This window comes from Stenotrophomonas sp. YJH_SMC_36 (assembly GCF_059369935.1).
Map to the genome: position 1 here is coordinate 261723 of NZ_JCAFTD010000004.1, position 22311 is coordinate 284033.

Below are 22311 nucleotides of genomic sequence, written 5' to 3' on the forward strand. Positions count from 1 at the left end.
CGAAGCCCGGCCACCCGTTTTCGGTGGCGGGCCAAGAATTACTCCCGGTCATGCGGGAAGCCAAGGGCTTGGGGCTGATGCCGACAACGCCCTCGACGCTTTCGGCATTGTTGCATAGCTGGCCGGGGCAGGGAGGCGCCCATCGTGCAAGGGTTTGGCCTGATTTCAGGCGTGGGCTGTCGTGGTGGTGATGGCTCGAGTCCCGGAGCCTGGAATTCAGGGCAATCACGACACGCGGCAGAAGGGATCTGAAGGTGCTGGGCACTCAGATCACCGTATCGCTAAACGCCGCCTGTTCTTTCAGCCATGCGATCACCGTCGATGCGCCGCTGCGCACATCGCGGTGCAGTGGAAGCGCAATCCAGTAGGCCGGGCCGAGCGCTACAGCGGCATCTTTGAATGGCCTTACCAGCGCGCCCGAGGCGATGTCATCGAATGCAAAGCGATGGCGCGCCAGCGCGACGCCCTGGCCCTGCACAGCAGCCCGAAGCACGAGGTCTGACGATGAGAAGCGCGGGCCGGCAGTCACATCCATCGAGGCCGGACCGTACAGCTGCCGCCATGCCTCCCACGATGCATGTGGATCACGATCATGCACCAGCCGCGTCCCGAGCAGGTCGGCCGGCTGCGCCGGTTGGCCGGAAGCTTCGAACAGCGCCGGGCTCATGACCGGATACAGGACTTCGTCCATCAGCGGCTCGCACCTGGCATCGGGCCAGGGCCCACGGCCCATGCGTATGGCCAGGTCGATGTCGCCGGTCTGCAGGTTGTCGATCTTCTGGTCTACAACCACCGACACCTCAAGATGAGGATGCGCCTGCTCGAGTCGCGGAAGGCGCGGAAGCAGCCAGCGTGCCGCAAATGAAGGTGTGGTCGATACGGTCACCGATCGCCCGGAGCGTGCTTCCTGCACTGCGGTGATTGCGCGCTCGATATCGCGGAAGCTCGACAGCGTGGCTCGGCCCAATGCCTCGCCTTGCGGTGTAAATGTGATTCCTCGCCGGCCTGCAGCGTCGCCGACCAGCCGTACACCCAGCCAGAGCTCCAGCTCCGCGAGATGGCGGCTCACCGACGAGTGGACGATGCCGAGCTCGCGCGCGGCCGAGCGAATCCCGCCGTGGGCATACACGGTGGCGAACGCCCGAAGTCCGTTGAGGGGCATCTTCATGGTGGACTCAATAATAGACCAGAAGCGGCGTTCCTTGGACCAGCTTGCCATCACACGATGTTGCATCGAGTCCAGATCGGAGAGGATGAACATGGGAATGCTGGTCGATGGCCGCTGGGTCGATGCCGATTCGACAATGATCGATGGTCGCTTTGTGAGACCGGAAAGCATGTTCCGGCAGGGTCTGGATGGCATTGCGGGCCGACTGCGTGCACAACCGGGTCGCTACTGGCTCATTGCGTCGTCCAGTTGTCCGTGGTCGCATCGCACCCTGCTGCTGCGTGCCCTCAAGCGCCTGGAGCATGCAGTGCCGGTGCAGATCGCGGGTGGTGAGCGAAGGCAGGGCTACGCGGTGGCCGGCGGTGCCTCCTGGGTCGTCCCGGGATGCGGCTCGCGGGTCCGGCACCTGCACGAGATTTACCGTCTGTCGGCACCCCGTTACACCGGCCGGGCAACAGTGCCGGTGCTGTGGGACAGTCAGGCCTGCAGGATCGTCAGCAATGAGTCGTCGCACATCATGCGCGCGTTCGATGCGGCCGATGCGAACGTCGCGGGGGCGTTCACGCTCGTCCCGCCCGCCTTCCGCGGCCGGATCGATGCCCTCAACGCCGCGCTTCAGGCCGGGCTGTTCAATGCCGTCTATCGCGCCGGTTTCGCGCAACGGCAGGACGCCTACGAAGAAGCTGTCGAGAGTGTGTTCGCCATGCTGGATCAGTTGGAGCGGCGTCTTGCGAATGCACGCTATCTGTTTGGCCTGATCATCACCGAGACGGACTGGCGCCTGTTCCCGACATTGGTCCGGTTCGACGCCGTCTATCACGGCCACTTCAAATGTGCACGTCGGCGACTGATCGACTACCCGCACCTGTGGGCCTACGCGCGAGACCTGTACTCCTGGCGCGGTGTCGCGGCTACGGTCGATCTCGACGTGATCCGCAACGGGTATTACTGGCACGATCGAAGCGTCAACCCGTTCGGCATCATTGCCGCCGCACCCGATTCGGACTGGTCGGCTGCGCACGGTCGCGAGCGCTTCGGACCGGCGCGGGTGACGCTTGCCTCCGGGCAAGCGATTGAGGTCGATCCCATGACGCTTCAGCGCGGAGAGGTGGTGCGATGAGCGCTCTCCTGATCGGCGCAGGTGTCATCGCCGTTGCCACCATCACGCCAGGTCCCAACAACCTGCTGGTCATGCGCATCGCCGCGCGAACCGGATTCGTGAGCGCGCTGCCAGCGGCCGCCGCCATCGTTGCCGGGGGATTGGGCATGTGGGCGATGGCGGCGGCCGGAGCAAGCACCGCATTCCAAACCGAGCCGCACCTGTACGCCCTTATGACTCTAGCTGGCGGGGCGTACCTGTGCTGGATGGGCGCCCGCCTGGTCCTGGAAACACTCCGGCCACCTGAGAAGCGCGTGCCCACGCCGACCAGTGTCCGCCAAGGCAGCGTGGTGGCGCTGTTCTGCTTTCAGTTCGTCAATCCAAAAAGCTGGGTGCTGGTGCTGACGGTGACTGCCGTCGTCGGCAATGGCGCCGAGCCCCTGCGGACCTCCCTTGTGCTGGCGGCAGCGTTTACGGTGATCTCCGCACTTTGTCTCGCTCTCTGGTGCGCGATGGGCGCTTCAATGATGCGCCATCTGGACACAACCGCGGCACGCAACTGGATTGACAGGGTGATGGGCGCGCTTCTGTTCGCATCAGCGCTGTTGCTCGTGCTCGCTCCGGCCGACATGTCGAACGCATGATCCCAATCATGATCGGCAGGGTGCTGGTTCCAGCTCTGAGAATGGCGAAGCCTCGCAGCTCCGGAGGGTTCAGACCTGCCCGTTTGAATTTAGAAAACGGTCGGTCTAAAATGTGCGGCATGACTCCTGCTGTCACTACGACTACGCGCCGCCGGGGGCGCCCGCCGAGGGCGGATCGCGGCTTTGATGACACCCGGCGCGAGCTGGTGCGCACTGGGATCGCGTTGTTGACGGAGCGAAGCTTCTCTGCAACGGGCATCGACGCAATCGTCAGGCAGCTGGGTGTCCCCAAGGGGTCGTTCTACCACTACTTCGACAGCAAAGAGGCCTACGGCTTGGCTGTGCTCGAGGCCTACGACGAGTATTTCTGCCGCAAGCTCGACCGGCATCTGCTGGACGAAGAACGCGATCCGCTTGAGCGGATCCTGGGATTTGTCGCCGACGCCTGCAGTGGCCTGGAACGATTCGACTTCCGGCGAGGCTGCCTGGTCGGCAACCTTGGCCAGGAGATCTCGACATTGCCGCAGGCCTACCGTGCCCGATTGATCGAGGTGTTCAACGGATGGGAATCCCGGCTGGCCGCGTGCCTTGAACTGGCCCGGGGGCGCGCTGAGCTCTCGTCCGATGCGCGCTGCTCCGAGATCGCCACCGCCTTCTGGATCGGATGGGAGGGAGCTGTCCAACGAGCACGGCTTGAGCGCAGCGCTGCGCCGCTCACGATCTTCGCCAATGCGTTCCTGGCGGGCTTGCCCCGCTGAGTCCATGTTCCTTTGCCGGCTTGTAGCCGATCAGTCTAAATCACGCAGCAACCTTGCCGCTGCCCCAGGAGGAAGGCCATGTTCAACGCCGTATACATAGACAAGACGGGAAACGAATTGCAGGTCGACGTCAGGCAGGTGCCTGAATCGGCCCTGCCGGAGGGCGACGTCACCGTCCAGGTTTCGCACAGCACACTGAACTACAAGGACGCGATGGCAATCACCGGCCAGGGCGGTGCGGTGGTGCGGTCCTTTCCGATGGTGCCCGGCATCGACCTGGCCGGCACTGTGCTCGAGTCGGTGGACCGGCGCTATCAACCGGGCGACCAGGTGGTTCTCAATGGCTGGGGCGTGGGTGAGCGGCACTGGGGAGGGCTTTCGCAGCTGGCACGCGTCAACGCCGACTGGCTGATCCCGCTTCCAAAGGGCATGCAACCCGAGCAGGCCATGGCTATCGGAACGGCCGGCTATACCGCCATGCTGAGTCTGATCGCGCTGGAGCGTCATGGCCTTTCTCCGGATGCCGGTGAAGTGCTGGTTACCGGAGCGAGCGGGGGCGTAGGCAGCTTCGCTGTGACATTGCTGGCCGATCGTGGCTACAACGTCGTGGCGTCCACCGGACGGCTGGACGAGACCGACTACCTGAAGTCCCTGGGTGCCAGCGAGGTTATTGATCGCAATGTGCTGTCCCAGCCAGGCAAGCCACTTCAGCGGGAGCGGTGGAGTGCCGCCATTGACTCGGTGGGCAGCCACACACTTGCAAATGTGTGTGCCGCCATCAAGGAAGATGGCGCCGTGGCCGCGTGCGGGCTGGCTCAGGGCATGGACTTTCCTGCCACGGTGGCGCCCTTCATCCTGCGCGGCGTGAGCCTGCTGGGAATCAACAGCGTCACGCGGCCCACCGCAGAGCGGCTCGTGGCGTGGGAACGGCTTGCCAAGGACCTGGATATGGCCAAGCTCGACGCCATCTCCCAGCACATCGGCCTGGGAGAGGTTGTAGCGACTGCCGAAGCCCTGATGGCAGGACGCATCCGCGGACGCGTCGTGGTCAACGTCAATCGTTGACGTGAGGATCGTTGCCGCTGCCTGATGATGGCGTGCCGCCGCTGGCCGGGGGCTCTGCCATTTCCTGAAGGCGCGGGCCTGCACCGCGCCGACCATCGACCAACGCCTTCTTCACTGCCCGCGACATTACACTTGCGCGCTTTCACATGCGGAACAGGGAGGCAAGTAACCCCATCGTGAGAGCCATTTCCTCTATTGCCGCTGCCGTGCTCGTCAGCGCTTCGCTGACAGCGGAGGCATCGGAACGCGATCAAAACGGCGGCGCTTACTTCGAGCCGGGCGGCGCGGTAAGGTTCAACTACGGCTGGCTCGACTACGGCGCGACCAGCCGCCTCCAGCTTGAACTGCTGCGTGCAGACCTCGACGCTGGGACCGGGCCGTTTTCCTTCTCTGCCCAATACCGCTGGTACGATGGTTTCGACGCTGTGCATCACGCCTACGCGGGCTGGCAGTTCTCCGATGCTACCCAGCTGAAGGGAGGTATCCAGCAAGTCCCATTCGGGCTGCTCCCTACCGTTTCGCAGAGTTTCTGGTTCGGCTCCGGCTACTACCTGGGCATCGAGGATGATTACGATCCGGGCCTTGTAGTGATTCACCGCAGCGGCAGCACAACCTGGCATCTCGGCTGGTTCTCCGGAGACGAATACGGATCGGGTGCTCGCTACGATCGCTACTCCTTCGATGTCGCGCAGACCGAGGCGTTGCCGTATCGCGAGCGGCAACGGCTGCATGCACGCGTGGAGAATGCGCGCGACTGGGCTGGCGGGGACCTGCTGCTGGGCGCATCCGCGTTCGCCGGCAAAGTGCAGAACACACAGACACGACGCCATTACGGTCACCAGGGTGCAGCTCTGCATGCACAGTGGACGCGCGATGGCTGGACCGCGCAGTTGCAGTGGGCGCGGTACCGGTATGACGTGCCCGGAGATCGCATCGCAATGTCGGCGTTCCAATCCCCCTTCCAGGTTGCAGCGCAGGCGGATGTGCCAAGCGCCAACATCGCCTATTCGTTCGGCCAGAAGGGCTGGCTGGATGACATCACCTGCTATAACAACCTCAGCATGACCCGCCCGGTCGGGCAACGCGCGGGCCTACGCAACTCGTGGCAGAACGTGACCGGTTGCAGCCTGCAGAAGGGCGTCATGCTCACCTATGTCGATTGGATCGCCGGCCGCAACATGTGGTTTGCCGGCGGCGACGGCATCGGCATCAGCGAGGGAGGCCCTTCGCGCTGGCATTCTCGGTTGAATCTGAACCTCGGTTTCTACTTCTGATCGGCCTCGCGCGCTCAGCAGGCCCTTCAATTGAAGAACTCGGAGGCATGCTGTCAGGAGCGCTGAGGCGCCGCAGGTACAGCGCCCAACGAAGGCGGCTCAGGGCGTCTCGTTTGATTGAGACAGCAGATTCCTCGCCACTTCTATTGCCTTCTCGCGTGAGGTGACAATGTGGAGAGGGTAGCCCCAGAACTTGGAAAAGGGTACCGAGAACGCCTTGTAGGCGACGCGCTTGGCCGGATTGGGCTCGACCAGGACCATCGCCAGAACCAGCCTGCGAAGCTCGGCCTTGTGCTGCTTCATCCACAGCGCCATGCGTTTCTTCTCCGCTGGCGAGTGGTCATGCTCCTCCGATGGCGCCGTATCAGTGAGAAGTACGAAGGGCTCCCCCCGGCGCAGATTTTCCTCGAATGCGTCGAAGTCATCCTGATGTTCGTGTTCGGGGCCTTGCGCGAGGTCCATCCAGACCAGGGGAAAATCACTGCTGTTCATCGACATGGGCGGCTTCCTTGAGTTTGATGTGTCGCCAGGTGGTCGCTGCAGCGAACAGGCCCGGCAGCGTGATGAAGAAGATTGCGGAAAAGGTGACGTGCCAACCGTCCCTGAAACCGTCGAAGACGCCGCCGAGCGTATTCAGCAGCACAAGTGCGCTCCCCAGTATCAGCGCCATCCAACGGGATCTTCGGGTATTTGACAGTGCGAGAAGCACTGTCACTATCCAGCACCCGTAATAGGCGGGAAATGCCCAGAGCGCATCGTTATCAAACGTGATCGCCGGTGCCGCTCCTTTGGCCCTGGCGAAGTCGTTGACGTAGAAGAACAGCTGGAAGGTGACAAAGAGAATGGCGCCAGCGGCAGTTGTCAGCCACAGCAATGCAACTCTGTCTGGAACACTTCCGGGCCGGGGTGGGGTGGTGGGCGAGGAGGGCTGAGTGGGCATGGCGGATTGTTCTCTGATGAGCCTCTATGGATCTTGTCGGGTACAGTGATGAATCAGTATCTGTAGTCCAGCGTCACCATCACATTGCGCGGCGCGCCATAGCCGACGGTGTCGAAATCTCCCTTCTGAAGCGCGTACTTCCTGTCCAGGACGTTGTTGACGTTGATAGTCACACTGGATTTGTACGTGATGGAGTAGCGACCCATTACCGAGAGAAGTGCATAGGATCCCTGTTCTCCACCCAGGGAACTGGTTCCTGTGTTGGGCGCGTTGTAGAAGCGGCTTTGCCATTTGAAGCCGCCGCCCAGCGTCAAGCGGTTCCATTGGCCCGGCAACCGATAGGTCGTGAAAAGCTGCGCTGTGGTGCGGGGCAACTGCGTGTTCAAGCGCTCGTGGGCACCGTCCTTCGCAGTGAAGTGCGCGACACCCGCGTAGACGTTCCATCCACGGGACAGCTCTCCCTGAAGATCCAGCTCGATACCGCGAGACCTGGTCCCGTCGGCGCCGCGGTAAGCCTGCGCTCCGCTGGGTGTGTAGGTGCCGGCGACCGATTGCGCGGCGTTGTCCAGTTCGGTGTGGAAGAGGGCAATCGATGCAGTCAAGCGCCCGTCAAGAAGCCCTGCCTTCAGCCCGATTTCGCTTGTTCTGCCTTTTGAAGGGGTCAGCACGTTACCGTTGCTGTCCCGATACTCGGTCTGGGGGTTGAACACTCCTGTGTGGCTGGCGTAGACCGAGTACGTCGCGTTGATGTCGTAGATCAGGCCGGCGTACGGGGTGAACTCGCCACTTTTTCTGTAGTGCACCGGTGCTCCACCGGCCGCATCGTCGATTTCATAGGTACTGAGGCGCCCCCCGACGATCAGCTTCAGTGGTCCAGCCAGCGAGAGTCGTGCCGCGCTGTAGACGCCACCTTGCTTGATTCGGGTTCGCGTCGGCGTTGTGGACATCGCATCGAAGTCAGGCCTGCGGAATGAGGGGCTCAACTCATACACGTTCACCGGCCAGATGCCTGCATAGAAGGGGGCGACGTCCTCCTGATATGCGTTGCGCCGCGAGCGGGTGGCGCCGACGACCAGATCGTGCTGTCGGCCAAACAGCTGGAAGGGGCCACCGGCCATGACGTCGAACGTGTTCTGGCGACTGCGCCCCTCGGACGCCAGCGCTACCGGATAGGCCCCGTTGGGGAACACGCCCAGGCCTGTGGCACGATCAGGTCGGCCGATCAGGCCAAGGAGCTCGGCGGCATGCTCGGTCCGATATTGATTCGCGGTGGCCTGGAACTTCCAGCCGTTTCCGAAGAGATGCTCGATTTCGGCGAAGGCCGTCTTGAGGGTGTTGTCCCAGTAGCTCCAGTCCTGCGCGTAGTTCCTGGAGCGCGCATACTCCGCTTGCGTACCATCGCTGAACCAAAGTGGCAGGCCTCCCCAGGTCGATCCCTTCGGCGTGATGTCCTGGTATTCGTACCCCAGGCGGAAGGTCGTGTCGGCGGTCAGATCGGCCTCGATGACGCCATATAGCGACTTCCTCTGCGGCCTGTAGCCATCAAGGTAGCTATGTCCGTCCTGGTATGTCCCCACCAGTCGCGACCGGATCCGACCGTCGGCGGTCAGCGGTGTGGAGATGTCGCCGACGCTCCGATAGGTCTCCCAGCTGCCGGCCCCCAGCGAAGCGCTCGCCGAGAAATCACGTGTCGGTCGTTTGCGCACAAGATTGATCGCGGCTGAAGGGTTGCCGGTACCTGTCAGCAGGCCCGATGCACCACGCACGACTTCCACGCGGTCGTAGAAGGCTGTATCAAGAGTGCCGATGCCACTTCCATTGACGGTGCTGCCGACCACCGTGGGTATGCCGTTGTACTGGATGTTATTGATCAGGAAGCCGCGCGCATAGAAGCTGGTGCGCTCACTGTCCGACTGGTACGTGGCGATTCCAGAAGTGCTCTCCAGTGCTGCCTGCACCGAGTCCAGGTGCTGGTCATCCATGCGCTGACGCGTCAGTACAGTCAGTGCCTGCGGCGTCTGCTGGAGCGACAGCGGCATGCGCGTGGCGGCAGAGGACTCCCGCGTCGTATAGGATCCTGTGCCCTCTGTGGCCGCCTTGTCCTTGTGAGCCAGCACTGTAACCGTGGGTAACGCGGTCTCTTCCGGCGCTGTCCATTCGTCCGCGCGATCCGACGGAACGGATTCGCCTGCAAATGCGGTCGGCGCGCCCAGCAGGGCCCATGCAACTGCCACGGCCAGGCCAGCGTATCGGGCGTCCATCGGGCGCCCGCGCCTGTACTCCAGATCAGAATTCCCATCCGCACCGGCAAGCACGTTGATCGGGTAATGGGGAGCATCGGCGCTCTGCTGGCCAGTCATAAATAATAGTCATTCGCGTTTGGGCGGCACATTTAACAACGAAATCCAGTGGAACACTGGCGAACCCAGGCCAGACTATTGTTCAGTCAGGCCAGGTCGGCAGCGGCAGGCGGCACGCGGCACGCGGCAGGCGAGAGTCGGCTACAACGAAGGAGCGGGGTCGTACCGGGCCAGAGGTGGAGCAGGCCGGGGGCTTGAACGGGAGTTGGCCAGTCCGTTCAGCCCGGCAGATGGCCGGGCAAGGTGATTGTGGGCGGCGCGATCTGCGGCGCCAGCATGGAACGTTCTGAAAGGTAGCGCCCAGGTGGCTTTCCCATCGCCTTGCGAAACATGGTTACAAAGCCGCTTGCACTGCCGTACCCCAGATCCAGTGCGATCGTTTGAACGCTTTCACCTTGGGCCAGACGTTGGAGCGCGAGGATGACGTGCAGCTGCCGGCGCCAACGACCAAAGCCCATACCGATCTCGTCCTGCAGGAGGCGGCTCATGCTGCGCTCGCTCATGCCGACGCGGCTCGCCCATACGCCCTTTGGCGTCTTGTCGGTCGGGTCGACCAGCAGGCACTCGGCCAAGCGACGGAGTCTTGCATCGCGCGGCATCGGCAGATGCAGATCTTCAACCGGGGCCTCTGCCAGCTGGTCGAGCAATGTGGCAATGAGGCGCTCCTCCTTGCCTCCAGCTGCATACCGCTCAGGAAAATCAGCCGCCTTCAACAGCAGTTCGCGCAGCAATGGCGAAACCGCAACGGTACAGCAGAACGTTGGGAGGTCCGGTGCGGCCTCCGGCTCGACAAACAGGCAGTAGCATTCTGTGTGTCCCGCTCCCCTTGCCGAGTGGGGAAGGTCGCCCGGTATCCAGACTGCGCACTGCGGAGGAACGATCCAGACGCCATCTTCCACCTCGCAGGTCAAGACGCCGCGAACCGAATAGATCAGCTGTGCCTTGCGGTGCTGGTGGCGCTCATTTTCCCAGTCCCGCGCCACCGAAGCGGCAGTAACGGCTACAACTGCCTGGTGAAGGCTGTCGACGCTCGCGTGCGCTGCGAAATCAGTGGTGGATACTCTAGACATGATGGAGGGGTCGATAGGCGGACGGCGATCTGCCGCCCGATTAGGGATTGCGGCCATTCACTTGTCAATGAAGCAGGCGCATCCTCGCGGCTGCGCGCTCATCGCCCGTTTGCCCGCTTTGGACGCCCCCTTCTGAACGGAGCCGGCTTGCGATGGCGGTTTCATGGGATGATGCATCACTGTGCCCGCCTGCCAACATATGCATACGCTGACTGATCCCCACCTGCTCAATGACGTCGCTGAGATCGGTCGTATCGAGGCAGTGCCGCGCATCCTCGAAACCGTAGCCCATATCACGGGCTCGAGATTCACGGCGATTGCCAGGGTTACAGAGACGACCTGGACGGCCTGCGCCACCCTGGACACGCTCGGGTTCGGGCTTGTTCCAGGCGGGCAGCTGGTCCTGGAAACCACCATCTGTGACGAGATCAGGCAGTCATCAACCTCCGTGGTTTTCGCACGCGCCAGCACCCACCCGCTGTACTCCAAGCACCACACGCCTCGGATCTACGGGCTTGAGAGTTACGCGTCGGTTCCGATTCATCGGCCGGACGGCAGTTTCTTCGGCACCCTGTGCGCCATTGATTCTTCGCCGGGCAACTTCGATGAAGCCCATGTCCGACGGTCCATGGAGCTGCTTGCCGAGCTCGTCGGCAACTATCTGGACAAGGAGGACCGCCTACAGGAAGCGGAGACGGCGCTTTCGGACGCGCGGCGGGATTCCGACTTGCGCGATCAGTTCATCGCGGTACTGGGCCATGATCTTCGCAGCCCCCTCCAGGCAATCAGCGTAGCGGCAGATGCACTTGAGGATGAGGCGCCGTCCGCGCGTCAGCAGCAGATGCTTGCGCACATCGCATCTGGCGTGACCCGGATGGATGGGCTCATAAACGATGTACTTGATTTTGCCAGGGGCCGATTGGGTGGAGGCATCCCGATCTCGCTCCGGGAAAGCGATACGCTGCAAGCTGACCTTGAACGAGTTGCAGCGGAAGTGGCGATCGCCACCGGTCGCGAGGACATCGATGTGCAGATGCGGATCGAGGGCAGCGTGGTCTGCGATCCCGGCAGGCTGTCGCAGCTGCTGGCCAACCTGCTGACGAACGCAGTGCAGCATGGCGAGCGGTCGCTTCCTGTCACGCTGAGGGTGCACGCTGCATCCAATCGCCTCACGCTGGATGTGCACAACGCAGGCTGCATTGCGCCCGACAGGCTCAGCACCATTTTCAACCCGTTCTCGCGTGAGAAGGGCGAGCTTCCCAGGCCAGGTCTTGGTCTGGGCATCTACATCGCATCGGAGATTGCCAAGTCTCATGGCGGGATACTCGATGTGGTGTCAAGTGAAAGTGCCGGAACCGTGTTCACGTTCCGGATGCCAAGCGCGGATGTTGCCTGAGCGCCGGGGCTGGCCCTGCTTGATGCCACGGCATGCACTATCCAGGAGGTAGGCCGCGGTGGACTTTCGCTCAAGCAAGCTGTGGTAGCTCACGTCGTAGCACTTCGTGCGCTGCGCGGGGGCGAAGGCAGACCGTCAGGCACCTGTTGGCCGGACAATGCTCTGCCAACGGAAGCTCTCGCGCATCCAGCGTGGATCGTGCCTCCTTGCTGGGTTGGTCGGGAAGTCCCTTCTCGAACGCTTGATTGTAGATCTGTGTACCGTGGGCAATACTGAGATTGCCCCTGAGCGAGAGGACAGATCGTTGAGCGCCTCCATGCTTCCAAGAATCATAGGTTTCGACGTGCCACGGCTACAGGAGCATGTCGACTCATCTACCGACGAGGCCATCATTGCATTGCTGGACCTTGCCCCCGGTGCTCGCTGGATTGAACTGTTCCTGATGAAGTGTGAGGCGCTGGCGACTCAGCTTTCGCTTGCGCAAGTCCGGGTTGAAGGCTCGAAGATCTACTTCTACGGTTCGATCAGCGACTCTCGGGCGCTTGCAGATGCTGTCATGTCCATCGTCCACGTGCTGAATGATCAGCTGATGCGGGAAGGGAATGATGCAGCTGGGCAGGAGGGGCGTTGCTAAGGGCAGGAGAGTCGTGACCAGCATAGGGTCGCGATCTCCGCTGCGCCGGGGTGCCCGCGGAGACTGGATCGAGCCGCAAGCCTGACTTGGAGGGCGCCCAGCCATGCCTCGCGCATTCCGTGCGGATCTCTGATGTAGATGTCACACGCGAGCCGGATGACGGGGTCAACTTCATGGCGAAAGCTGACAGCAGGCAGGGCGCCAGAGTTGAATGCCAACCCCCAATGGGTGAGCTCACGCTCGACGTCAACGAAATCCTTGTTCCTCGTGCGTTCCATGGTTTGCTCCTGTTGGACATGCACTGTACACCCTTCAGGACAGCGGCCTGTTCATGGCGCTTGTTCATACTCGATCCAATCGGGCACGGCTGCGTAACGCGCTGAAGCCCACTGTGGGGTCGCAGCAGATGGCTGCATCGGAGCAAGACATGAACAACACTTCCCAGAACCAGAATGATGGCCGCAACTCGAGTGTCGAGAAGAAGCCCGGCCAGCAGGGCCACGCGGACGGCAAGGATCTCGGCGGTGAGGATCTGGCCGGACAGCAAGGGCAGCAACAGCAGCAGCCAAGCGAAACAGAGACTGGACAGCCAAGCCCTGGCCAGAACCCAAAGGCGGGTGTTGATCGCGACAGTCAGCGTTGATGCCCCAGAGGTGGCCGCGCCCAGCGCGGCTGCTTCGGCATCGACAGGAAGGCTGGAATGTCGTCTCACAATCAGGCTGTGACCTTGATGTCTCAGATCATGTACCAATCGCGCCCGGTCAGCACGACGACGATGGCTCAGTGCCGGGCTTGCCATGGCGAGAGTCCTGGTGGAATGGAGTGTGCGCGGTGTTTGACTGAAGAGTTGGGAAGAGTGATTGCCAATCGAGGCGCTGCTCTTTGCTGGCTTGAGTCGTTCCTGAAAGTTCAGCGAGACGAGGCACGCGTGTTCATCTGTGCAAAGAGAGTCGATGCGTCAGCCTTGGAGTAGTCGCATTCGGACCTGACATTGCGCAAGCGTATGCTCGATAAATCCAGGAGCAACGCTATGAACTTCCCGATATGCATCTACGACCGAACGGGTACGGGGCTCCGCCTTCCTGCCGGGTGGTGGATTGACCTTCAGTCCGATCTCCCCGCTCTGGTGAGAGGTGGTGAGCGCATAGATCTGCCACGCTCATCGAGAGATGACCGCCCTCGCCTGGATCCTGAAGTTCTCAGCGATCTGTCGAGGCGGATCCGGGGCTCGCAATGGCTAGAGTAGATCGAGCCCAACCGCCAGGCGTGCGCTGGTTGTTCTTCCGTCTTCGGAACGGACAGTCGATCAGCCCCGCCAGGCTGATGTCTGTCTGGTGCGAAGCCAGTGAATCGACTGAGTGCGCAGTACGCCGCGAGATCATTGACGGTGCTGGCTACGTGTATGCCCTTTATGCGCCCAATGGGCTGCGCTCACCTCGTCGCGTGGAACTGCGCATGAGGGCGCTTCTGGAAGAGGCGGGATTCGCCTTTACGATGGGAAGTTTGGCCGGGAGACATCCAGCCGACGGCTGAGGCGCGCCGCTTCCGGGACTGGAGGATCACTCTCCCGGTGGGTTCGCCGCCGCTCTGAGATCATGGCGTAGGGCCAGCCCAGCCGGCCGAAAGACTTTGCGTACGCTGTACGCGGCGCGGTGCCGATGCCTCCGGGCCCAAACGTGGTCATGCGCAATGACGGAACATCCGGCGAAATCAGGCAGCAGCTGAATCCATGCCCCGGGTAGCTGCCCGCGCGCGATCGGCAGCAACAGCGTTGCGCCCCCACACGCGATCACTTTCAGGCAGCCGCGACAGACCTCAGTGGAGCCTTCGCGGCGGCGGAGGCAATCCAGCCCTTCGGGCATGTCCATCACTCGCTTCTAGTCCTCGATATCGAATGGATCATCTGCTTGGAGTGCGCCAAGAGTTGTTGACGACGGCACTGCTCGAGCCAGTGGAGCCAGATCTCCATTTCGTCCATCAGACCTGTGGCCCCGCATGCAGGGCAGGTGAGGGTGGTTCCCTTCTGATCTGTTTCAAAGCCTGCGCCCCTGGTCATTGACGACCTCAGCCCACAGCTTCTACAGGTTGAACGCACCTGATCCAGTCGGATGATTGCGCCATTGAGCGCAAGCTGGGGCAGGATCGAATGGACCCTGAAGGCGTTGGGAGGGTGCATGGTCGTGCCATCTGGGGGGCTGGACACGGGAGCAAAGGATTGTGCACCGGAGAAGAGCCGCGAGATTGCAGTGTCCGCTCTTTGATGTGAGATCCCCTTCACGTCAATCGTCTCCGGCTGGCGGTCGAGGTGGATAGCCAGGAAGGATGCCCGAACGGGGCACACCCCTGGGGGCAAAGCCGTTGCCAGCCCACGGCAGCAATGTGGTGCTGGCCCCTGACGGTGCCACCCAGTTCTTGCTTCGCATCTGCGAAGTGCCGCTGCAGGTCAGTTTCCGCGCACGCGATAGAGCAGCTGTCTGCCGAACTGGGCCTGACGGTGGAGTTTCCGAGTGATCGTGTTCGTTGCAGAGATCTGGCGGAGAGCTGAGGCACTGATTCATCGAACCGTAGCTCTACCGCAGCGCCACGATCTCCATGGCCAAACTAGAGCCTTCCCGGTTCAAGCCGGCAGCCGCAGACATTTCCTCCACTGCAAGGACGAATGCTGAAACTTCCGCCCTACGCATGGCAGATGCAGTCCATTCCGCATCTCGACTATCCACAGCAGGTTGGCGCGTTAAGACTCGGATGCATCAGATCCGAGCGTCGAGGCGACTCCACGTTTTAATCCTTGTTTGAGCTCAACCCAGCTGCGGCGGGTGTTGACGGGCATGAACGAATCTCCAATCGCGATTCAGTATCCCCTCGTGGCTTCCGCTGATGGGGCCGATCAGTGGCGCAGATCAGTGTCTGTGGCGCACGCTTGCCAGAGACGGCATTGAAGATGACCGGCCAGTACGCTCGGCCGTTGATGCCGGCATGCCTCCGACCGGCTTCACAAATCTGTACCCCGAAGACGGGCATAGTGCCCTCTGAGTAGTGTGAGCGCGTCCATCCAGCCACGGGGTTTCCCCGAACGCCAGGAGGTCACTGTGCCAAGTTGGGATGAAGGAATGAAGTTGACGCGTCGCCAGGTGATCGCCGGCGGCGCCACGACCGTGGCGATGTCCGCCGCACCAGGGGCGTCATCGCTCGCCGCCGAACTGGCGGCATCCCCGCCGCCCAGGCCGCCGGTCATCAGCACGGTGGCGTTGACCGTCAACGGCGCGCGCCGGGAGCTTGAGCTCGACACGCGGACCACGCTGCTCGATGCCCTACGCGAACATCTGGAGCTGACCGGGACCAAAAAGGGCTGCGACCACGGTCAATGCGGTGCCTGTACCGTGCTGGTCAACGGTGAGCGCATCAATGCCTGCCTCAGCCTGGCGGTGCAGCACCAGGGCGATGCCATCACCACCATCGAAGGCCTCGGAACCCCCGATGACCTCCATCCGATGCAGGCCGCCTTCATCAAGCATGACGGTTACCAGTGCGGGTATTGCACGCCGGGGCAGATCTGTTCGGCGGTAGCGGTACTGGACGAGATCAAGCGGGGTGTCCCCAGCCATGTGCAGGCGGACGTCAGCGCACTGCCCCAGGCCACCAGCATGGAAATGCGCGAACGCATGAGTGGCAACCTTTGCCGATGCGGCGCCTATTCCAACATTGCCGAGGCAATGCAAGAGGTCGCTGGCGTGACCTCTGCAGGGAGGCGCTCATGAGGGCCTTCAGTTACGAACGCGCGAAATCCCCGGCCGAGGCCGCCAAAGCCGTGGCCGGTACCGAGGGCGCGAGGTTCCTGGCCGGAGGGACCAACCTGCTCGACCTGATGAAGCTGGAGGTCGAGACGCCAACGCACCTGGTCGACGTGCAGGACATCGGCCTGGACAGGATCGAACCCACCGACGAGGGCGGCCTGCGCATCGGCACGCTGGTCACCAATACCGCACTGGCCTCGCATGAGCGCGTGCGCCGCGACTACGCGGTGCTGACCCGCGCGATCGTGGCAGGCGCCTCCGGGCAGCTGCGCAACAAAGCCACCACCGGAGGAAATCTGGTGCAGCGCACGCGCTGCCCGTACTTCTACGACCCCCATCTTCCCTGCAACAAGCGCCTGCCCGGATCAGGCTGCGGCGCGCTCGAAGGGTTCTCCCGCCAGATGGGCGTGATCGGCACCTCGGACAGCTGCATCGCGACCTATCCGGGCGACATGGCGGTGGCCCTGCGGGTGCTGGACGCCTCGATCCAGACCGTCAGGGGTGACGGTAGTACGCGCAGCATCCCGATCGCCGATTTCCATCGTTCCCCCGGCGACAGGCCGCAGCAGGACAACGTGCTGCAGCGCGGTGAGCTGATCACCCACGTCACGCTGCCGGAACCCCTGGGCGGTCGGCACGTGTACCACAAGGTACGTGACCGCGCGTCCTATGCGTTCGCACTGGTTTCGGTCGCCGCGGTCGTGCAGCAAGACGGCTCGGCGCGGTTCGCCTTCGGTGGAGTTGCGCCGAAGCCGTGGCGCATCGAGGCAGCCGAACCCCTGCTGCGCGACGGCGTAAAGGCCGCGGCCCGGCAGGTGTTCGCCGGCGCCCGTCCGACGCCGGAGAACGCGTTCAAGATCGCTCTCGCCGAGCGCACCCTCGCAGCCGTGCTGGTGGAAGGAGAGCACTGATGCCCCTTGAATTCAACGCCCCCGCCGGTGACAACCTGTTCGACAAAGCGAAGGTCGTCGGCAAGTCGACGCCGCGCATCGACGGCCCACGCAAGACCACCGGCACCGCCCCCTATGCGTATGAGCGCCATGACGTGGCACCGAACCAGGCCTACGGCTATATCGTCGGCGCGGGCATCGGCAAGGGGCGCATCATTTCGATGGATGCCTCCCGCGCACGCGCCGCCCCGGGCGTGCTGGCGGTCATCACCGCACCGGAGACCAAGCCGGTCGGCAAATCGAACTGGAACAATGCACCGCTGTTCGGCGGCCCCGACGTGGCCCACTATCACCAGGCCATCGCCTGCGTGGTGGCAGAGACCTTTGAGCAGGCCCGCGCCGCCGCGGCATTGATCCGCACCCGCTATGAGCGCGGCAAGGGCCGCTTCGATTTTCCCGCACTGGCGCCGTCCGCGCCGCTGGCAAAGGGGCGCGATGGCAAGCCCGACCGGCAGGCGCTGGGCGATTTCGACACCGCCTACGCGAGCGCCGCGGTCAAACTCGACGAGACCTACCACACCTCCGACGAAAGTCATTCGATGATGGAGCCGCACGCCACCATCGCCGCCTGGGAGGGCGACACGCTCACGCTGTGGACGGCGAACCAGATGATCGACTGGGCCAGGCAGGGCATGGCGGCGATCCTCGGCATCGATCCTGCCAAGGTGCGCGTGGACTCGCCCTATATCGGCGGCGGCTTCGGCGGCAAGCTGTTCATCCGTGCCGACGCGGTGCTGGCCGCGTTGGCGGCCAAGCAGGTCGGGCGACCGGTGAAGATCGCGCTGCAACGGCCTTTGATGGCCAACAACACCACCCACCGGCACGCAACCATTCAACGCGTCCGGATCGGTTGCGCGAAAGACGGCAGGATCTCCGCCATCGCCCATGAGAACTGGTCGGGCAACATCAACGGCGAGGACGGCGAGAACGGCACCCTGCAGACGCCCAAGCTCTATGCGGGCGCCAACCGCCTGGTGGCCAACTACATCGCCACGCTCGACATGCCCGAAGGCAATGCAATGCGCGCGCCGGGCGAAGCGCCAGGCCACATGGCGCTGGAAGTGGCGATGGACGAGATGGCCGAGAAGCTGGGCCTCGACCCGATCGCGTTCCGCATCCTCAACGAGCCGGAGGTCGTACCCGGCGACCCGTCCAAGAAGTTCTCCGACCGCAACCTGGTGCGCTGCCTGCGCGAAGGCGCCAAGCGCTTCAACTGGAACAAGCGCAATGCCAGGCCGGCGCAGGTAAGGGAAGGGCACTGGCTGGTCGGCATGGGCGTGTCCGCGGGGTATCGCGGCGCACCGACGATGAAGTCGGCGGCGCGGGTGCGGCTCGACGGCCAAGGCGGCGTGATCGTGGAAACCGACATGACCGACATCGGCACGGGCTCCTACACGATCATCGCGCAGACGGCAGCCGAGACCATGGGCCTGCCGCTGGACCGGGTCCAGGTGACCCTCGGCGACTCTCGTCATCCCGCCTCCGCCGGTTCCGGCGGCCAGTGGGGCGCGGCAAGCTCCACCGCAGGCGTGTACGCGGCGTGCGTCAGCCTGCGCCGCAAGGTGGGCGAGAAAATGGGCTTCAACGGCGACACCGCAAACTTCGCCGATGGCCGCATCCAGGCGGATGGGCGGACCATCAAGCTGGCGGAGGCGGGGACACTGTCGGCGGAGGACGGCATTGCCTTCGGCGACTTCAAACAAGGCTACGACGTCGGCACCTACGCAGGGCATTTCTGCGAGGTCGCCGTGCATGCCTACACTGGAGAGACGCGCATTCGCCGCATGCTTGCCGTATGCGATGGCGGCCGGATCCTCAATCCGCTGTCCGCACGCAGCCAGGTCATCGGCGGGATGGTGATGGGCGCGGGTGCGACCCTCATGGAGGAACTGGTGGTCGACAAGCGGCTTGGCTTGTTCATCAACCACGACCTGGCCGGCTACGAGGTTCCCGTGCACGCCGATATTCCGTACCAGGAAGTGGTCTTCCTCGATACGCTGGACCCGGTGATCTCGCCGATGAAGGCCAAGGGCGTGGGTGAACTGGGCATCTGTGGGGTCGGCGCCGCGATCGCCAATGCGGTCTACAACGCAACCGGTGTGCGCGTACGCAGCTATCCCATCACCCTGGACAAGCTGTTGCCCGGCTTGCCCGACGTAGGCTGACGTTGCGCATGGACCGATCCGTAGCCTCACCCGCGCCGGAAGCTTCAGCGGCAGGTGGAGGGGAGCCCGGCGATCTTGCCGAGGACCTGTCCGCAGCGCCGGGTTTCCTCACCGAAGGCAGCCCGCGCGGCGTACTCGAGACGGCCTTGACGCGTGTGCGCGCGGGGGAGCACGCCGTGCTCGCGCTGGTGCTGGAAACCGATGGCTCCACCTACGCCGGTGCCGGCGACATGGTGCTGTTCTGCAACGGCAGCCAGGTCGGCTGGCTCAGCGGCGGATGCCTGGAGCCAGAGCTCGCGCGACGCGCGGAGCAGGTGAGCGCGGCAGGGCAGGTCGACTGGATCGAGATCGACACCCGCAGTGACGACGACCTGCTGAGTGGGTCCGCGCTCGGCTGCCGCGGCCGGCTTCGGATTGCGCTTCTGCCATTGCGTGCCATGACCGGCATCGACGTTGTCATCGAGGCATGGCTGCGCGAGGGTGTGCCACTACAGCGCGAGCTTCGCGCATCGGGGCAGATCGTTTTCCGCGCGGGCCATCGCGAGCGGACGTGGCAGCTGCATCCGATGGACGGTATGCAGCCCTTTGGTGAGGGTGCGTGGTGTTTGACGCTGCCCCGGCTTCCGCGGGCCCTGATCCTGGGGGGCGGTCCTGAAACGCCCTTCCTGGTTCCGTTGCTGCGTGGCCTGGCGTGGCGGATCAGCGTGGCCGAACGGCGAGCGCGCTGGGCCTCAGCGGGGCAGGGCGCGGATGCACAGTTGCAGACCAGCCCGGCCGAGGCCCTCCATGGCGACCCGTGCGACGCGGTACTGGTGATGCATCACGATTTCGAACTTGACCGGGAGGCGCTGGTGGCCCTGGCGGATACCAAAGTCGCGTTCATTGGACTGCTGGGTCCGCAGCGAAGGCGCGAGGACCTATTCAAACTGCTGACACCGGATCAGCGCCACCGCCTGTCCCCGAGACTTCGATCACCGGTTGGCCTGAAAATCGGCGGCCGAGGGCCAGAGGCGATTTCGCTCAGCATCGCCGCGCAGCTGCAGCAATGGCGAAGCGCGCACGGCAGGTGACCGACCCGCATGCGGTCGTCGTGCTTGCTGCCGGCGGGAGCACCCGACTTGGCCAGCCCAAGCAGCTTCTAACCCGGCAGGGCGAGACCCTGGTACATCGCGTGGTCCGGTTGGCGCTGGAGCTAGCGCCAGCGCAGGTGCTGGTCGTAGTAGGCGCGAAAGCACAGGCAGTGACATCCAGCATTGCCGGGCTGGATGCCACCCCGGTAACCAACCACCACTGGGAACGCGGCCTGGCGAGCAGTCTGCAGGTTGCCGGCGCACACCTGCTGCCGACGGTGAGCGCGGTGATGGTCGTGGCATGCGACCAGCCCGCAATCGAGCGTTCCCATCTGCAGGCGCTGCTTTCGGGTGCCCGCGCCACGGCGTCAGCGTGCGCGGGCACCCGTCACGGAAGTGCGCTTGGCGTTCCCGCGGTAGTACCGCGCGCCTGGTTCACCCCTGTGGGTGCAGCCGGTGACCGCGGCTTCGGAGCGCGCCTGCGGCAACTTCCTGCCGATATGGTGCATGTCCTACAGGCACCGGAACTGGGCCTGGATGTCGACACGCCAGAAGATCTTGCGCGTGCGCGCGATGCGGGCTGGATCGATACTGAGTGAGTCGCACGCGGGTTCGGCCCCGTTTGAAATCGCGGCCGAGGCCGATGTGCCCAGTGCCAACGTTGCCTATTCCTTTGGCCCGCGCGCCTGGCTGGACGACCTGACCTGCTACAACAACCTCAGCATGACCCGTCTGGTGGGGCACAGCAGCGGGGGTGCGCGACTCCTGGTAGAACGTCACCGGCTGCAGCCTGCAGAAGGGGCGGGATGCTCACCCATGTCGACTGGATTGCCGGCCGCAACATGTGGTTTGCCGGCGGTGATGGCATCGGCATCAACAATGGCGGCCCGTCGCGCTGGCATTCACGGCTGAACCTCAATATCGGGTTCTATTTCTGAGATGCTACGGTCGGCATCGTAGCCGGTGGCAGGGGACGCAATGGATATGCAGGCAGCGGGCGAACTCGATTCGCCGGCAAAGACCGATTCGCAGGAACTGACCTTCCACTGGCTCTACCAGCGGGTCCAGGGGCTGGCTGAGCACAGCATCTATCCGAAGGCGGGCAGGGTGGAAACGTGGGCGTTTCGCATTGGCGTGGCCGCCGCAATCGTTGGCATTCTCTGTGGCCAGCTGCCTGATCGGTGGCTACCTGTGAGTGTGGTGCTGCAAGTGGTTGTTGCGTGCCTGGCCATCGAGATCGGCGGCTTCATCGTTGGAGTTGCCCTGGCCGCCTGCAGAGGAATTCACCAGTTCAGCCAGCCACGGCTCTCGCACGCCAAGGAGATGGACGGCGACTTCGCGCACTGGCAAACGGTGGTTACCGAGCTTCGCCGCTTCCCCCGCATCGAGCGTGAGCGACGCCTTCGCTATGTCAGCACGCTGCGCACCAATATGATCGAGCGCATGGGCATGATGTATGGCGGCCTGCAGCGGCTCGGGCCGTTTCCACTGCTGATCGCGCTCTACCTGCAATTCCGCGAATGGAAATGGGGTGACTGGGCGAGCGCGTTCGACGTCAGCCTGCTCGGCGCATTGTTGATCTTCGCCATGGTGCTGCTGTACCTCCTGGGCTGGATGCTGATCAGCCTCCGCACCCGCCTGGATACTTACGTCGCCCTGCTCGAGGGCTCCACCCACGAGCCCGAGCCCCCGCAACCAGCGCCACAGTAGAGCCGAGCCATGCTCGGCTACGGCATGCCCGGCCGAAGGCCGGTCAGGTCAATACGGTGGTGCGGGTCGAACACGATCATGCCGGGATCTCATACAAGGCTGGGCGGTCTCAGGGCGGAGGCAGGGGCCGAGCCAGAGGCCCAGCCATTGCCATGCGGAGCCAACAAAGGCCCAGATTCGACGGATACGACATTTCGCATAATGTATATTATGT

The 22311-nt window shown here is 63.5% G+C and carries 21 protein-coding genes; 16 read left to right on the forward strand and 5 right to left on the reverse strand.

Annotation, left to right across the window (positions count from 1 at the left end; genetic code table 11):
* Positions 1-265 precede the first annotated feature (265 nt).
* Positions 266-1261, reverse strand: coding sequence for a LysR substrate-binding domain-containing protein (locus tag AC5P76_RS09795; RefSeq protein ID WP_231107777.1), 996 nt, complete (start codon positions 1259-1261; stop codon positions 266-268).
* Between AC5P76_RS09795 and AC5P76_RS09800 the strand changes: the two genes are divergently transcribed.
* From AC5P76_RS09800 to AC5P76_RS09820, 5 genes are all read left to right on the forward strand, one after another.
* Positions 1260-2288 carry a glutathione S-transferase family protein gene (locus AC5P76_RS09800; protein WP_253118491.1) on the forward strand — a complete coding sequence of 343 codons (1029 nt, stop codon included), beginning with the start codon at positions 1260-1262 and terminating at the stop codon, positions 2286-2288. The genes AC5P76_RS09795 and AC5P76_RS09800 overlap by 2 nt on opposite strands.
* Positions 2285-2911 carry a LysE family translocator gene (locus AC5P76_RS09805; protein WP_253118490.1) on the forward strand — a complete coding sequence of 209 codons (627 nt, stop codon included), beginning with the start codon at positions 2285-2287 and terminating at the stop codon, positions 2909-2911. Before AC5P76_RS09800 ends, AC5P76_RS09805 begins: the two co-directional genes overlap by 4 nt.
* Positions 2912-3030: 119 nt before the next feature.
* A complete protein-coding gene (acuR, locus tag AC5P76_RS09810; RefSeq protein WP_053515927.1) occupies positions 3031-3669 on the forward strand; it encodes an acrylate utilization transcriptional regulator AcuR in 639 nt (212 codons plus the stop codon).
* A gap of 78 nt (positions 3670-3747) precedes the next feature.
* Complete coding sequence (gene acuI / locus AC5P76_RS09815) at positions 3748-4734, forward strand: acrylyl-CoA reductase (NADPH) (RefSeq protein ID WP_253118489.1); 987 nt, start codon at positions 3748-3750, stop codon at positions 4732-4734.
* Positions 4735-4910: 176 nt separating this feature from the next.
* A complete protein-coding gene (locus AC5P76_RS09820) occupies positions 4911-6008 on the forward strand; it encodes a hypothetical protein (RefSeq protein WP_253118488.1) in 1098 nt (365 codons plus the stop codon).
* 99 nt (positions 6009-6107) lie between these two features.
* On the opposite strand, the gene AC5P76_RS09825 is transcribed toward AC5P76_RS09820, so the two are convergent.
* The 4 genes from AC5P76_RS09825 to AC5P76_RS09840 all read right to left on the reverse strand — a co-directional run bounded on the left by AC5P76_RS09825 (position 6108) and on the right by AC5P76_RS09840 (position 10378).
* Positions 6108-6506, reverse strand: coding sequence for a hypothetical protein (locus AC5P76_RS09825; RefSeq protein WP_111186954.1), 399 nt, complete (start codon positions 6504-6506; stop codon positions 6108-6110).
* Entirely contained in the window at positions 6487-6882 is a 396-nt protein-coding gene (locus tag AC5P76_RS09830; protein ID WP_253118487.1) for a hypothetical protein, read from the reverse strand. Before AC5P76_RS09830 ends, AC5P76_RS09825 begins: the two co-directional genes overlap by 20 nt.
* A 119-nt stretch (positions 6883-7001) precedes the next feature.
* A complete protein-coding gene (locus AC5P76_RS09835; RefSeq protein WP_253118486.1) occupies positions 7002-9308 on the reverse strand; it encodes a TonB-dependent siderophore receptor in 2307 nt (768 codons plus the stop codon).
* A gap of 218 nt (positions 9309-9526) precedes the next feature.
* Positions 9527-10378 carry an AraC family transcriptional regulator gene (locus AC5P76_RS09840; RefSeq protein ID WP_253118485.1) on the reverse strand — a complete coding sequence of 284 codons (852 nt, stop codon included), beginning with the start codon at positions 10376-10378 and terminating at the stop codon, positions 9527-9529.
* 199 nt (positions 10379-10577) lie between these two features.
* On the opposite strand from AC5P76_RS09840, the gene AC5P76_RS09845 reads away from it, so the two are divergent.
* The 11 genes from AC5P76_RS09845 (at position 10578) to AC5P76_RS09895 (ending at position 22097) form a co-directional block, all read left to right on the forward strand.
* Positions 10578-11774, forward strand: a complete 1197-nt coding sequence (locus tag AC5P76_RS09845) for a GAF domain-containing sensor histidine kinase (RefSeq protein ID WP_253118484.1) — start codon at positions 10578-10580, stop codon at positions 11772-11774.
* Between the two features lie 304 nt (positions 11775-12078).
* Complete coding sequence (locus tag AC5P76_RS09850) at positions 12079-12408, forward strand: hypothetical protein (RefSeq protein ID WP_253118483.1); 330 nt, start codon at positions 12079-12081, stop codon at positions 12406-12408.
* A 427-nt stretch (positions 12409-12835) separates the two neighbouring features.
* Positions 12836-13051, forward strand: a complete 216-nt coding sequence (locus AC5P76_RS09855; RefSeq protein WP_193395781.1) for a hypothetical protein — start codon at positions 12836-12838, stop codon at positions 13049-13051.
* Between the two features lie 590 nt (positions 13052-13641).
* Complete coding sequence (locus AC5P76_RS09860; RefSeq protein WP_227255271.1) at positions 13642-13941, forward strand: hypothetical protein; 300 nt, start codon at positions 13642-13644, stop codon at positions 13939-13941.
* Between the two features lie 1577 nt (positions 13942-15518).
* Complete coding sequence (paoA, locus tag AC5P76_RS09865) at positions 15519-16166, forward strand: aldehyde dehydrogenase iron-sulfur subunit PaoA (protein ID WP_065182255.1); 648 nt, start codon at positions 15519-15521, stop codon at positions 16164-16166.
* Positions 16163-17113: an FAD binding domain-containing protein gene (locus tag AC5P76_RS09870; protein ID WP_253118482.1), complete on the forward strand. Its 951-nt coding sequence runs from the start codon at positions 16163-16165 to the stop codon at positions 17111-17113. Before paoA ends, AC5P76_RS09870 begins: the two co-directional genes overlap by 4 nt.
* Positions 17113-19317, forward strand: coding sequence for an aldehyde oxidoreductase molybdenum-binding subunit PaoC (paoC, locus tag AC5P76_RS09875; protein ID WP_253118481.1), 2205 nt, complete (start codon positions 17113-17115; stop codon positions 19315-19317). The genes AC5P76_RS09870 and paoC overlap by 1 nt, the downstream gene beginning before the upstream one ends.
* Before the next feature lie 8 nt (positions 19318-19325).
* Positions 19326-20387: an XdhC family protein gene (locus AC5P76_RS09880; RefSeq protein WP_495222733.1), complete on the forward strand. Its 1062-nt coding sequence runs from the start codon at positions 19326-19328 to the stop codon at positions 20385-20387.
* The gene (locus tag AC5P76_RS09885) at positions 20363-20986 is read left to right on the forward strand and encodes a nucleotidyltransferase family protein (protein ID WP_253118479.1); all 624 of its coding nucleotides are present in this window, start codon (positions 20363-20365) and stop codon (positions 20984-20986) included. The genes AC5P76_RS09880 and AC5P76_RS09885 overlap by 25 nt, the downstream gene beginning before the upstream one ends.
* Positions 20987-21193: 207 nt before the next feature.
* The gene (locus AC5P76_RS09890) at positions 21194-21325 is read left to right on the forward strand and encodes a hypothetical protein (protein WP_262917601.1); all 132 of its coding nucleotides are present in this window, start codon (positions 21194-21196) and stop codon (positions 21323-21325) included.
* Between the two features lie 40 nt (positions 21326-21365).
* Positions 21366-22097 (forward strand): hypothetical protein, encoded by a 732-nt coding sequence (locus AC5P76_RS09895; RefSeq protein WP_253118478.1) that lies wholly within the window; start codon positions 21366-21368, stop codon positions 22095-22097.
* The last annotated feature ends 214 nt before the right edge of the window (positions 22098-22311 follow it).